12 protein-coding genes and 1 pseudogene are annotated in these 14,404 nt (G+C 32.5%); 3 read left to right on the top strand and 10 right to left on the bottom strand.

What is annotated here, in order from left to right:
• Window positions 1–194: 194 nt before the first annotated feature.
• The 3 genes from spoVAE to spoVAC are packed head-to-tail and all read right to left on the bottom strand — an operon-like array spanning window position 195 to window position 2,049.
• Complete coding sequence (gene spoVAE / locus KPL55_RS16070) at window positions 195–548, bottom strand: stage V sporulation protein AE (RefSeq protein ID WP_216307757.1); 354 nt, start codon at window positions 546–548, stop codon at window positions 195–197.
• 19 nt (window positions 549–567) lie between these two features.
• On the bottom strand, window positions 568–1,569 hold the full coding sequence (gene spoVAD / locus KPL55_RS16065; RefSeq protein ID WP_216307756.1) for a stage V sporulation protein AD: 1,002 nt from the start codon (window positions 1,567–1,569) through the stop codon (window positions 568–570).
• On the bottom strand, window positions 1,570–2,049 hold the full coding sequence (gene spoVAC / locus KPL55_RS16060; protein ID WP_216307755.1) for a stage V sporulation protein AC: 480 nt from the start codon (window positions 2,047–2,049) through the stop codon (window positions 1,570–1,572).
• A 210-nt stretch (window positions 2,050–2,259) separates the two neighbouring features.
• Between spoVAC and pgoN the strand changes: the two genes are divergently transcribed.
• Window positions 2,260–3,099, top strand: a complete 840-nt coding sequence (pgoN, locus tag KPL55_RS16055) for a glyoxal/methylglyoxal reductase (protein WP_281418865.1) — start codon at window positions 2,260–2,262, stop codon at window positions 3,097–3,099.
• 56 nt (window positions 3,100–3,155) lie between these two features.
• Here pgoN and ppaX read toward each other — a convergent pair whose 3' ends face one another.
• The 5 genes from ppaX to KPL55_RS16030 form a co-directional block, all read right to left on the bottom strand.
• On the bottom strand, window positions 3,156–3,800 hold the full coding sequence (gene ppaX, locus KPL55_RS16050; protein WP_216307753.1) for a pyrophosphatase PpaX: 645 nt from the start codon (window positions 3,798–3,800) through the stop codon (window positions 3,156–3,158).
• Window positions 3,801–3,824: 24 nt separating this feature from the next.
• Window positions 3,825–4,673: a DUF1186 domain-containing protein gene (locus KPL55_RS16045; protein WP_216307752.1), complete on the bottom strand. Its 849-nt coding sequence runs from the start codon at window positions 4,671–4,673 to the stop codon at window positions 3,825–3,827.
• Window positions 4,674–4,841: 168 nt separating this feature from the next.
• Window positions 4,842–6,758 carry an ABC transporter ATP-binding protein gene (locus KPL55_RS16040; protein WP_216307751.1) on the bottom strand — a complete coding sequence of 639 codons (1,917 nt, stop codon included), beginning with the start codon at window positions 6,756–6,758 and terminating at the stop codon, window positions 4,842–4,844.
• Window positions 6,748–8,487 (bottom strand): ABC transporter ATP-binding protein, encoded by a 1,740-nt coding sequence (locus tag KPL55_RS16035; RefSeq protein WP_216307750.1) that lies wholly within the window; start codon window positions 8,485–8,487, stop codon window positions 6,748–6,750. The genes KPL55_RS16040 and KPL55_RS16035 overlap by 11 nt, the downstream gene beginning before the upstream one ends.
• Window positions 8,480–9,010 (bottom strand): MarR family winged helix-turn-helix transcriptional regulator, encoded by a 531-nt coding sequence (locus KPL55_RS16030; protein WP_216307749.1) that lies wholly within the window; start codon window positions 9,008–9,010, stop codon window positions 8,480–8,482. Before KPL55_RS16030 ends, KPL55_RS16035 begins: the two co-directional genes overlap by 8 nt.
• A 213-nt stretch (window positions 9,011–9,223) precedes the next feature.
• Between KPL55_RS16030 and KPL55_RS16025 the strand changes: the two genes are divergently transcribed.
• Together KPL55_RS16025 and KPL55_RS16020 are read left to right on the top strand one after the other, a co-directional pair.
• Window positions 9,224–10,414, top strand: coding sequence for a pyridoxal phosphate-dependent aminotransferase (locus KPL55_RS16025; RefSeq protein WP_216307748.1), 1,191 nt, complete (start codon window positions 9,224–9,226; stop codon window positions 10,412–10,414).
• Window positions 10,415–10,529: 115 nt separating this feature from the next.
• Window positions 10,530–11,810 carry a dicarboxylate/amino acid:cation symporter gene (locus KPL55_RS16020; protein ID WP_246599557.1) on the top strand — a complete coding sequence of 427 codons (1,281 nt, stop codon included), beginning with the start codon at window positions 10,530–10,532 and terminating at the stop codon, window positions 11,808–11,810.
• A 209-nt stretch (window positions 11,811–12,019) separates the two neighbouring features.
• Here KPL55_RS16020 and KPL55_RS16015 read toward each other — a convergent pair.
• Both KPL55_RS16015 and KPL55_RS16010 read right to left on the bottom strand, forming a co-directional pair.
• A pseudogene (locus KPL55_RS16015) lies at window positions 12,020–12,562 on the bottom strand (glutathione peroxidase); the annotation flags it as partial.
• Between the two features lie 217 nt (window positions 12,563–12,779).
• The gene (locus tag KPL55_RS16010) at window positions 12,780–14,045 is read right to left on the bottom strand and encodes an aspartate-alanine antiporter-like transporter (RefSeq protein WP_216307746.1); all 1,266 of its coding nucleotides are present in this window, start codon (window positions 14,043–14,045) and stop codon (window positions 12,780–12,782) included.
• Window positions 14,046–14,404 lie beyond the last annotated feature (359 nt).

The following is a 14,404-nucleotide window of genomic DNA, read 5'->3' as shown; positions in this document are numbered from 1 at the left end:
GAAGCAAAGAAGAACAAACACACTGCATAAGAAATGCGACCAACAATTTGATCGCATCATCTTATACATTTTTAATTATTTTACGTGTCTACTTGACAGGTGTCGGTTCATAAATAAGTGCTTTTGTTATTACTATCTGTAATACTATATATTTAACTATATTTCAGGAGGTAGCAGCTTCTGCAGGAGATACTTTAACCTTTTGGTTTAAAAATTAAAGCACCAATAAACCCAAAAGTTATGGCAGCAGAAATGCCTGCGCTTGCTGTTTTAAAAACTCCGGTAAAAATGCCTATAAATCCTGTTTTTTCAGCATCAATTAGAGCCCCTGCTACAAGAGTATTTCCAAAACTACTTATAGGTACAAATGCTCCGGCACCTGCAAATTTCACCAAAGGATCGTATAAACCTAGCCCTCCTAAAATTGCTCCAATTACTACTAATGTACAGGTAGTATGTGCTGGGGTGATTTTCAAAATATCCATTATAAGCTGCCCAATAACACAAATTAGACCACCTATTACAAATGCTAAAATAAATTTTTCCATAAATTAATCACACCTCTTTTTACATTTCTATAGAAACTGCATGGGCGATGCAAGGTATGCTTTCCTTTTGCTGATAGGATATTGGGGACAATAAAGCACCTGTTGCAACAATTAATATTTTCTTTAATTCACCTTTTCGCATACGATTAAGAAAATGTCCATACGTTACAGTAGCCGAACAGCCACATCCACTACCACCTGAAAAAACTGGTTGATCTTTTTTATATATTAGAAGTCCACAGTCGGTAAATTTTTCTGGAGGAATTTCGATGCCATGTTTCTTTAATAAAGCAATAGCAATCTCGTGTCCTACCTTCCCCAAATCACCAGTGGCAATAAGATCATAATATGATGCGTCAATATTCATATCTCTAAAATGTGCTTCAATAGTATCCACTGCCGCGGGGGCCATGGCCGCTCCCATATTATATGGGTCTGAAATACCCATGTCGATTACTCTGCCTATTGTGGCAGACGTAACTTTAGGCCCGTCTCCTTCTTTTCCAACTACTGCAGCACCAGCACCAGTTACGGTCCATTGAGCAGTTGGAGGTTTTTGACCCCCATACTCTGTTGGGTATCTATATTGTTTTTCAGCTGCGGCATTATGACTACATGCAGATGCTATAACAAAATCGGCTGCATTGCTGTCTACCAATTGAGCAGCCAGAGCTAAACCTTCCATAGAACTAGAACAAGCACCAAATATCCCTAAAAAAGGTATTCCCAGAGTTCGTGCAGTAAAACTACTAGAAGTAATCTGATTCATTAAGTCTCCACTAATAAAGAAATTAATATCCTCATTTTTTATACCTGATTTTTCTATTGCTTTTTCGCAAGCGTGTTCAAGCAAAACCTTTTCTGCCTTTTCAAAGCTATCTTGACCGACCCATAAATCCTCATGAATTATATCAAAATCATCAGCCAAAGCACCATTCCCTTCAAATGGACCACCAACGGCTGCAGAACTTAATATTGTAGGTTTAGAATTAAAAATCCATGTTTGATGTCCTTTAAGCATCTACATCGCCCCCAACCATTTTATTGTAATTTTTATTGTAGCAATCACAAAAGCAGAAAAAACTCCATAAACTATTATCGCACCAGCAAGCCTAAACATATTACCAGCTACCCCAAGCACATATCCCTCACTCTTATGCTCAATTGCAGCAGAAGCTATTGAATTCGCAAAACCTGTAATTGGAACTGCACTACCAGCTCCAGCCCATTGGCCAAGATGGTCGTAAATACCAATTCCGGTAAGCAATGCTGCAAAAAATATTAAAACTACATCAGTTGGACCAACCGATGTTTTTTCATTAAAATTACAATAGTTTATTAATAACCACTGTATACACTGTCCTATAGTACATATGATACCGCCAACAAAAAAGGCTCTAATACAATTTCTTAAGATAGGTCTTTTAGGCTCCTTACTTTTTGCTATTTCAGCGTATTTAAGTTGAACTGGAGTTAATTTTTTCTTTTTCATATTAGACATTATTTCACCTTCTAACGTAATAAGTATGTTTCTATTTTTTTCATCACTTTTATCAATTGTTTTCTAATTTAGTTTAACTAATATGTTAAATTTTTATTCTATTTATCTACAATTAAATATTTTTCAAAGTAGTAAGTTTGTTATAAGTAACTATATGTTATATACTAAATTTATACTAATGATTATTATCAAGGAGGTTTTATTATAATGTTGAATAATTTACAGAGTACAGTTGAGTTAAATAACGGAGTGAAAATGCCTTGGGTTGGACTAGGTGTTTTTAAAGTTAAGGATGGTAGTGAAGCAGCAAATGCAGTAACCACAGCAATTAAAAATGGATATCGCAGCATAGATACCGCCTTCGTTTATAAAAATGAAGAGGGCGTAGGCCAAGGAATTAAAGAAGGCCTAAAAGCAACTGGCCTTTCAAGAAAAGACTTATTCGTAACATCAAAAGTTTGGAATTCAGATCAAGGTTATGATACTACTCTAAAAGCATATGATGATAGTTTAAAGAGATTAGGACTTGACTATCTTGATTTATATCTTATTCACTGGCCAGTAGCTGGTAAATATAAGGATACATGGAGAGCTTTAGAAACTCTTTACAAAGAAAAGAAGGTTCGTACCATAGGAGTAAGTAATTTTCATGTTCATCATTTAGAAGATTTACTTAAGGATGCCGAAATAGTTCCAGCAATAAATCAAGTGGAATTTCATCCACGACTTGCACAAATAGATCTAAGACACTTTTGCAAGAAACAAGGAATTCAATTCGAGGCATGGTCGCCTTTAATGCAGGGTGGATTATTTGATAACGCTATTTTAAAAGAGATTGCAGAAAAACATGGTAAATCAGTTGCACAAGTTATTATCCGTTGGGACCTTCAAAACGGAGTTATAACTATTCCAAAATCAATAAAAGAACATAGAATTATTGAAAATTCAAATGTGTTTGATTTTACTCTTACAAAAGAAGATTTAGAACAAATTGCTTCATTAAATGAAGACAGTCGAGTTGGATCAAACCCAGACACTTTTAATTTTTAAAGAATAACATATAACGATAAAAAAGATGTTCATAAAGAACATCTTTTTTATCGTTATTACTTTAGCTTTTCTATAAGTGACACTAGATTTTCCATACTCTCAACTACATAATCAGGTTCACACTTAAGGATTATTTCCTTAGGGAGTGCACTCCATCCCACAGCGACAGATGTCATCCCTGCATTTTTCCCACATAAAATATCAAATGAGCTATCCCCTACTATCATGGTTTCCAAAACATTTCCACCTAGTTTCGCAAGTGCCATAAGTGCCGGGGTAGGATCTGGTTTATGTATCTCTGTGTCATCAGCACTTATAATAACTTCGAAATAATCCATCAGTCCGTAATGTTTTATGCCCCGAATAGCAGACTCATTTAAGCGAGAGGTTACAATTCCCAGCTTATAACCTAACCTATGGAGTTCTTTTATACCTTCTGCTACTCCACTATGTATAGAAATTAGCTTTTCAAAGTTCCCAACCTGGAAATCTCTATATGTTTTAATAGCCTCGTCACTAACCTCACCAAATTCTCTGTCTAATGTAATTTTTAAGATTTCCCCAAAACTTTTTATAACATACTCTTTATCCACATCTTTATTCAAGTGCCTTTTATAAGTATGTTGAAAGGATTGTATAATTAATTCATTTGTATCGAGCAAAGTCCCATCTAAATCAAACAAAATATTCTTGATAGCCATAAAACATCCCCCTGTTTTTTACTATTATTTTCTCTGTTTCTTTTTAGTTGATTTTACCTGCTTCTTTTTAGCTTTATTTTTACTCTTATTCATCTTATTAATTCCTGTCATAAATTCTGATTTCGTTCGAGTTGCCTTTTTATTAAAACAGCTCCAACATCCAAGTTCTTCTATAGTATCCTCAAAAAACGAATAACCTTCACCCTTTAAATTCGGAAATTTTGATGTATCATGAATTTTAATAGCCTCATCGACTTCTTCTAAAGATATACAATCCTCGTCTACTAATTCATCTTCATAAGCTTTTTTTATATGCTGATATAACTCACTAGGACCAGCATCACAAGAATCGTATATAAGTTCATTCCATACTTGTGAATATTCCCTTTCAAGTTTTCCATTATATAAACTTTTATAATATTCAATAACCTCGCCTTGAGTCATAACACCTTCGCCTAGGAGTGCAATAAAAGATTTAATAGCAGCTCCTCTAACGTATTCATTAACCCTACTATCTTCCACGAGTCCTTTTATCAGCTCAACATTGCTTCCACAAACTGATGCTAAAATTTTATGTAAATCTTCTGTAAGATACTCACGGAAAATATCTGTTGAGATTTCATTAGGTATACTAACTAAATCAATAATCAGCTCAGCACTTTGTTTTTCCTTAAACTGTGCAAGTAAGAAAGTTGCATATATATGTGCGAAGTATTCAGGCTTTTCTAATATTTCGTCATAATTTTCTTTAGCATTTCTTAATATATCAAGTAGTTCAGGTATAAATTCTTCCCTGCGACTTATTATTTCCTTTAATTGTGTTTCTGGGAATTCCCCGTTATTATATTCAATTTGTTTAAGTAATTCATTCATAAAATAAAACTCCTTTAAATATCTAGTGTATTAGACTCTACACCGATTATTTTTTCTTAAAATATTATAGACTCCTATATACTTTATAGAGTCTATATATACATACATTATTTTATTATATCCTGTTTACACATCTTATGCACTCTTTTCCTAAACAGAAACCATATTTTAAGATAGTTCAAACATCCCAGTATAAAGCTGATAATATTTTCCTTTTTTTTCTAAGAGTACGTCGTGGTCACCACGCTCAATAATTTCACCATTTTCAAGTACCATAATGGCTTTAGCATTACGAACAGTAGAGAGCCTATGTGCAATTACAAATACTGTTCTACCTTCCATAAGCTTATTCATTCCTTTTTCAATTAAGGCCTCTGTTCTTGTGTCAATGGAACTTGTTGCCTCGTCTAATATAAGTACTGGTGGATTCGCTACAGCTGCTCTTGCTATAGCAATAAGCTGTCTTTGTCCTTGGCTCAAATTTGTTCCATCAGACGTGAGCACTGTATCATACCCAAGCGGGAGATGTTTTATAAATGAATCAGCATTTGCAAGTTTTGCTGCAGATACAATTTCTTCATCTGTAGCATTTAATTTTCCATAACGTATATTACTACTTACGGTGCCTGTAAACAAATGAGTGTCTTGTAATACCATAGCAAGCGAACGTCTTAAATCATCTTTTTTAATCTTTGTAGTGTTTATACCATCATATCGTATTTTTCCTTTTTGAACTTCATAAAAACGATTAATTAAATTAGTGATTGTTGTTTTTCCTGCCCCAGTCGATCCAACAAAAGCAATTTTCTGCCCGGGTTTTGCAAACAGTGAAATATTATTAAGCACTATTTTATCATCATTATAACCAAAAGTAACATTTTCAAATTGAACGTCACCTCTTAATTGTGTATATGAAATCGACCCATCATTATGAGGGTGTTTCCACGCCCACATACCTGTATAATCCTGCGTTTCTATTAATTCATCATCTTTATTTTTTTCAACATTTATAAGAGATACATAACCCTCATCCACCTCTGGCAATTCATCAATTAATTCAAAAATCCGCTCAGCACCAGCAAGGGCTGATAATACGGAATTAATTTGCTGAGAAATTTGCGTAATAGGTTGTGAAAAAGAACGAGTATATTGCAAAAACGAAGCAATTGTACCTATGTCTAAGCTTCCCATAATTACAAGATAAGCTCCTGCCACTGAAGTAATAGCATAATGCAGGTATGATAAATTACCCATAATAGGCATCAATATATTTGCATAGGTATTCGCTCCTGTTGCAGCCTCACATAATTCTTCATTTAGTTTATCGAAGTCATTCTTTACAACATCTTCATGACAAAATACTTTTATAACCTTTTGACCCTCAATCATCTCTTCAATATATCCATTTACATAGCCAACAACCTTTTGTTGTTTCTTAAAGTACAGAGAACTTTTACCTCCGATTTTAGAGATAACCATTAACATAACAGCGAGCATTAAGACAACAAGCAGTGTTAGTTTGGGGCTGAGCACAAGCATTGCAATAAATATACCCATTATTGTTACTACGCATGAAATAAGTTGCGGTATACTTTGACTTAGCATTTCACGCATAGCATCAGTATCATTAGTATAACAACTCATCATTTCACCATGAGTATGTGTATCAAAATATTTGATAGGCAAATCCTGCATATTATCAAATAGATTTACTCTAATTCTCTTTAATGTACCCGTAGATATATTGACCATTATACGATTATAGACATAGGTTGATAATACGCCTAGAAGATAAATTATTCCCATAATAAATAGCATCCTAATAAATGAAGACAAATCTACATTTTTTCTTCCAATATACGGAATGATGTAATTGTTTATTAATGGTTTCAAAAGGTATGTCCCTGCTATGCTTGCAAGGGAACTTAGAATGATAGTAACAAAAACAATTCCTAACTGAAGTTTATATACTAATATATATTTTAATATTCTTATTAATGTCTGTTTTGTGTTTTTAGGTTTCCTATTATTAAAGATTTTTTTGTTATTTGAGGATTTTATACTATTCACATTTTTATCTGGCATATTCGATATCTCCCCTCATCTGAGAATTATATACTTCTATATATATTTGATTTCTCGAAAGTAACTGTTCATGAGATCCAATATCATCGATTTTACCATCATTTAAGACTATAATTTTATCAGCGTCACATACAGATGAGATTCTTTGTGCAATAATAATTGTTGTTGTATCTGATAATTTTTCTATGAATGATTGTCTTATTTTAGCATCAGTTGAAGTATCTACGGCACTAGTACTGTCATCAAGAATTATTATTTTAGGATTTTTTAATAATGCTCTTGCAATACATATTCGTTGTTTTTGTCCACCAGAAACATTTACGCCACCTTGACCAAGCTCCGTCTCGTACCCATCTGGCAAGGACATAATAAAATCATGAGCTTGGGCCGATTTGCAAGCTTCAACTATTTGCTTTTCACTAGCATTTAAATTACCCCATTTTAAATTTTCTTTAATCGTTCCTGAAAACAAAACATTTTTTTGAAGTACCATTGCAACGCAGTCTCTAAGAGTTTCTAATTTATAATCTCGAACATCATGTTTCCCAACAATGATTTTTCCGTCCATTACATCGTATAACCTTGGTATTAATTGTACTAAGGACGATTTTGATGAGCCTGTACCACCAATAATTCCAATAGTCTCACCTGAATTAATCTTAAAATTAATATTGCTTATGGTAAGATTTTTTTTATTTTTACTATAACTAAAAGATACATTTTCAAATATAACTGATCCATCTTCAACAAAAATCTCAGCGGAAAGATCAGAATCTAGTATATCTACCTTCTCGTCCATTACTTCTATAATACGGGCAACGGATGCTTTAGATAGTACTGTACTTATAAAAACCATAGATATCATCATAAGTGACATTAGAATTTGAGTTACATAACTTATAAAACTCATAAGTTCACCTGTCATCATACTGCCACCAATAATCATATTCCCACCAAACCATACAATTGCAATCATGCAACCATACATTGTGAATTGCATAATAGGCATATTAAAAATAACAACTTTTTCTGCACGTAGTTGAGCATAACGAAGCTTGTCCGTAGCATCCTCAAATTTTTCCTTTTCATATTTAGATCTAACAAATGCCTTTACCACGCGCATAGCAACGAGATTTTCTTGTACAGCAGAATTCATGATATCATATTTTTTAAGCATTATTCCAAAACGGGGAAATGCTGTTGATACAATGATAACTAATGCTATAGCTAGTATGGGGATAGCGACTAAAAATACTACTACTAAACTTTTATTGATACTAAATGCCATAATCGTGGCACTAATAAGCATAATTGGGGCACGTACCATCATACGTATTATCATCATAAAAGCATTTTGCGTATTTGTAACATCCGTGGTTAAACGAGTAACTAGAGAAGCTGTACTGAACTTATCAATATTAGAAAATGAAAAACCCTGAACTTTATTAAATAACTCTTTGCGCAGTCCCTTTGCAAAACCCATACTTGCAATGGCTGCAAACTTTCCAGACAAAACGCCAAATAATAATGAAAATAATGCCATAAGCATCATTAAAACTCCAGTTTTTATAACATAATTGATATCCTTATTTGGAATGCCAACATCTATAATTTTTGACATTAGAAGTGGTATGAATATTTCCAGTAAAACCTCTGCAATAACTGTTATAGGGGTAAGAATGGTATATATCTTATATTCTTTTAAAAATGGAGTAAGTTTTTTAATCATTATCTTCTTCCTCCTGGGCATCACGACATAATCTCATTTTTTTATCTAATTTCTCTTCTAATGCAGCAACTGAGTAAATTGAAATTTCATCAGTAACATCACCTGTAATATTTTTAATAAGGCGACTTAAATAACTGTTTACTTGCTTTAATTCATCCTCCTCAAAACCAACAAACATTTTTTTATCCATTTCATCAAACTTTAACCTATACTGCTTAGATAATTCATGACCTTTATTTGTAACTGTAAGTCTATTACACCGTAGATTGTTTTCATCAACCTTTTTTTCTAGAAGACCCGCCTTTTGCATACGTTTTGTAGAAATGGCAATAGATGCTGGCGTAACAATAAGTTTATCAGCAATCTCCTTTTGTGTACATTGATCGTTTTCTATGACATATTCCAAAATGGGCAACTGCCCAAAATATAGGGCAATATCCACAGTAGAGTCTTGTATAAAATCACGCCTTAATAAATTTAATTTGTATAATCTACCTGCTATATCATTTAGCTTTATTTCCATATAATCACTCCTAACTAAATAGTTAAACGTAAAACTATTAACCATATAACTATTTTATACTTCCAGCATGTCCATGTCAATATATACCTTATATAGGTTTGTTTAAATTGACTTTATCATTAATACGCATAAGTCCCATAAATGATGTATAATGTTTAAAAGAATATTATGTATAATAATAAAGCCCTAATGAGGCGAATAAGGAGACCTAAAATGATATCTAACAGAATGAAAGAACTAGTTGCTACAAGTTCCATAATAAGAGCTATGTTTGAAGAAGGTAAAAGATTATCTGATATTTATGGTGAAGGAAATGTTTTTGATTATAGCTTAGGCAATCCAAACGTTGAACCACCAGAAAGTATTAAAATTGAAATAAAGAAAGTATTAGATGAAACTGCACCTAGACTATTACATGGCTACATGAATAATTCAGGTTATGAAGATGTTAGGACTAAAATAGCCCAGTTTTTAAATAAAAAACATAATGTGAATATCTCAAGTAATAACGTAGTTATGACCTGCGGCGCAGCTGGAGGATTAAATATTTTATTTAAGACATTACTTAACCCAGGCGATGAAGTTATTGTTTTCGCTCCATTTTTTGGTGAATACAGAAACTATGTAAACAATTATGATGGAAAGCTTGTAGTAGTACCTACTGATATTGATACATTTGAACCTGATATGAAGTTATTAGAAGATAAAATCAATAGCAATACAAAAGCTGTTATCATTAATTCACCAAATAACCCAACAGGCGTTGTTTACTCAGAAAAGGTTATACAAGATTTAGCAAATTTACTTAATGAAAAAGAAAAAGAGCTTGGCACTAGTATATATCTTATATCTGATGAACCTTATAGAGAAATAGTATATGACAATGTACCCGTGCCATATATTTTAAATTACTATAAAAATTCATTTATTGGGTATTCATATAGTAAATCATTATCACTTCCTGGGGAAAGGATAGGTTATGTAGTTGCAAATACTAATATGGATTCATTTAGCGATATAATGACATCGTTAAATGTGGCCAACAGAATTTTAGGTTTTGTAAATGCACCATCACTCTTTCAGAGAGTTGTTGCAAACTGCCTTGATGCTGAAGTTGATGTAAGTATATATAAGAAAAACAGGGATGTTTTATATAACCATCTAGTAAAAATAGGGTTTAAATGCGTAAAACCACAAGGAGCATTTTATTTATTCATTAGAACACCAATAACAGATGATAAAAAATTCTGCGAAGAGGCAAAACAATTCAACTTATTACTAGTAGGTGGGTCCGCATTTGGCTGCCCAGGACATGCAAGATTATCTTACTGCATATCCCTTGAAAGAATACAAAATTCCTTGCCAGCATTTGATAAACTTGCGAAGTTGTATAATATTAAATAATACAGAAAATTCAGAATATTTCATTATATAATTTCTACCAGTTGACGTTTATTCGTTTTTTTGATAAAATAGTTATGTCAATGAATAGAAATCATATACATATGGAGGAAACTGCATGAAATTATTTAAGATGAATCTTACCAAGAAAATTTTTATTGCTCTTGTTCTTGGTATTCTTTTTGGAATTGTATCAAATCTTTTATTACCTAAAGGAGTTAACATAAGCGTTAATAAATGGGTCTTAACTCCGGTTGGAAGCATCTTTTTCAACTTAATTAAAATGGTAGTAGTCCCACTCGTTTTCTTTTCTCTAATTTGTGGTTCTGCAAGTATTGGAGATACTAAGAAACTAGGAAGAGTTAGCGGAAAGATAATATCCTTTTATCTTGCAACCACATCATTTGCAGTTGTTATTGGATTATTTTTTGCAAATATTCTTAAACCAGGTGTTGGAATCGTAATCCCAACAAATGCAGTAGTTGAAACAACTAAACCACCATTTATAATGGACATATTTGTAAATATGGTTCCTTCAAATCCCTTTGATGCTCTTGTTAAGGGTGATATGCTTCAAATTATTGTATTTGCAATCTTTGTTGGAGTTACTATTAGTATTATAGGAGAACCCGTGAAACCTCTTCTTAATATCTGTAATCAACTTAATGAGGTTTTCCTAAAGATTATAGGAACAGTAATGAAGCTTGCTCCATATGGAGTATTTGCACTTATAGCAAAGGTTATATCACTTCAAGGCCTTGATATTCTAATGAGTCTATTAAAATTAATTGGAGTTGTATATCTTGCACTTATAGTTCATTGTTTAGTTACATACTTTGGTTCATTAAAACTTATAGGACACTTAAACCCTATAACATTTTTCAAGAAATTTTGGCCTGTAATGGTGTTTGGATTTTCAACTTCAAGCAGCAGCGCAACAATTCCAGTAAATCTTGACGCATGTGAAAATAAACTCGGTGTTAAAGGAAGCATTGCAAGTTTCACTATTCCTCTTGGCGCTACAATTAATATGGATGGAACTGCAATAATGCAGGGAGTCGGTGCTATATTTATAGCACAAGTATATGGAATAGAGCTAAATTTAACAAGCCAAATGATGATAATATTATCAGCAACACTTGCATCAATTGGAACAGCAGGTGTCCCTGGAGCTGGAACTATAATGCTTTCTATGGTTGTTACTCAGGTAGGACTTCCTATTGAAGGAATTGCACTTATCCTTGCAGTAGATAGAATCCTTGATATGGGAAGAACAGTTCTAAATATTACTGGAGATGCAGTTGGTACATGCCTCGTTGCAAAATCTGAAAAAGAACTTGATGTAGACATATTTAATTCAGACGATTCAGATGATTCATCCGTAACAGCAAATATATAAAAAATTTACATACTTAAATCAAAAAAGAACACCATTAATTTTAAAATGGTGTTCTTGTGCGTTAACTAATCTTCAATTTTACCATTGTATGAAAAGTTGCAAGGGTTTCCTTCACAATTTAAAACCTCTTCATCATCTTCCCCAGTATAAATCTCATTATTACTATCATTTTTATTAACTATAGTACTAACGTTTTGCCTAGGTACTTCTATCAATTTTTCAATATCTGTAGACATAGCTTCCGGTTCAGTTGTAGGTTCATATCTATTTACTATGTTTCCATCTCTTCCAATAAGAAACTTAGTAAAATTCCATTTTACTGAGTCCCCTTCCAAAAATTGAGGGAATTTCTCCTTAAGCACTTCATTAAGTTTCTTTCCAGTAGGGTGATTAAAATCAAAACCTTTGAAAGTTGTTCCCTCTGTAAGATATTTGAATAATGGCAAAGCATTTTCTCCTCTTACATCATTTTTTTCGAACAATGGAAAACTCACTCCATAATTAATTTCGCAGAAATTCTTTATATCATTACTCTCACCAGGTTCCTGACCGGCGAATTGATTACTTGGAAATCCAAGTATTTCAAAATCTTCCTTCTTGTACTTCTCATAAAGTTTTTCTAGTCCTTTATATTGTGGTGTAAATCCACACTCACTAGCCGTATTAACTATAACGAGCACCTTTCCCTTATATTGTCCTAAAGACACTTCCTCACCATCTATTGTAATTGCATTAAAATTATAAATTGACATATAATATCCCTCCATTTTTTATTAAATTGATTGTTATATTTATTTCTTATTAATCAAATTATAACACATAATTATTATTAGTCAATAGTCATTATCGTAGAGTTTTCTTAAATATGTTTTAATAGTAACTAATGTTCATTGTAAATATAAAAAACTAACATAAGTATTTCTCCTTATGTTAGCTTTAATTTTAAAAATCAAATTTAAAACATCCTACTTATGTAATCATACGAAGAACAATTACGAATATTACATTGCATAAGAGTGCAAATGGATAGGTTGCCCCATACCCAGCAGCAACTTCATCAGTCTTAGTAGCGTCAATGGCAGCTCCAAGACCTGGTGTACTTGTGGCACCTCCACACAGAGCCCCCGCAAGAATTATCCAATTCATTTTAAATATGTACCTTCCTACAAGAAATCCAACAAGCATTGCACCTATTCCTGCTACAAAAGCAATTAATGCTATAGTTGCACCGCTTCCAGCAAGCGCAGCAATAGTTTCATATCCATATTGCAGTCCTACTATAGCTAAGAACAGTGAAAGTGATACATCTCTTATTGCAGAAAGCACAGCGGTGTGCATTCTAAAAGTTAGTGATCCGATCCTCCCAATGTAACTAAGGCATAATGAAACTATAAGTACTCCTCCAGTTGCCCCCAAACTAAACCATTTAACAAATGGCAGGTATATGTTTATTGAGCCAACAAAGTATCCAATCAAACACACTATGAGAAATGAAATTACATCCATACCAACTTCTTTAATATGTTTTTCATTTTCTCCTTTTTTATTAAAAGATTTCATTTCAAACTTATATCTTGCTTTTTCTTTTTCTAAATCAATTCCAAATATAACTGGGAAAAAGTTCATAGTAAGAATTACCATTAAAACACCTGGTGCGTACCCAATAGCATTCCCTAGTCCAACTTGTGCTTGTGCAGCTTTACCAAACTTAGCAGTGTTTTCCAAAGCAGCTGCTAACGCCGGCGAGCTTGTTAAAGCGCCCGTATAAGCTCCTGAAACAGCAAAATTGTTTTGTCCTGGAAATACGAGTGTAGCTAGATATATAAGCAATGCACCTGTTCCCGTTATCACAGCTCCAAGTATAATAAATTGAGTTCCGTATTTTTTAATAATTTTCTTTATATCTTTTCCTGCAATCAATCCAACTGATGCAATAAAAAGAATCAGTGTAAATATAAAAATGTCATTGCTGACTACTCCATTAACTAGGTAATTAGTTGCATATTTAGGAGCTCCTTTAACTAAACCTTTTTTAGCGTCACTGGGGTCTAACATAAATGTAACGCAATATCTCGAATAAAGTAACCACCCCATAAATATTCCGGTAAATAGACCTCCAGATTGTCCAAGACTGAATTTTCCAATTTTAACCTTACCTAATAGCAATCCAGTAACCGTTGCTAAAAACATAGGCACAAATGGATTAGTTAAAAAAGAGATTAAATCAAATTTCATTTTTTATACCTCCTTAACTAACCAGTGCAAAAATCTATTTTTATATTAAGACAATAAAATATAATGTTATATAGTTTATAACATTGTTAAATATTTAACATATTATGTAAGCCTTATCTACTTCTTAATTTTACACTGGTTGTATTTACAAGTTGAATTATTATTTTGTAAACCTAGTTCAATATCATAACGTTTTCTTTATTACGTTGTTAGATTTTAAACTAAGTTTATCTTAATAAATTTAAAATACTTCCATATAAAATTTATTACCAGCTTCATTATAGTATAAATTCAAAAATAATGCATGTTTATAAACTATAATATGTGTTTTGTAATTAAAGTAACTCCGTTTCCATTGT

Source organism: Clostridium lacusfryxellense (assembly GCF_018861735.1).
Lineage (GTDB): Bacteria > Bacillota > Clostridia > Clostridiales > Clostridiaceae > Clostridium_AD > Clostridium_AD lacusfryxellense.
Note: the sequence above shows the minus strand (reverse complement) of the source record. Positions and strands in the feature narration are given on the sequence as shown.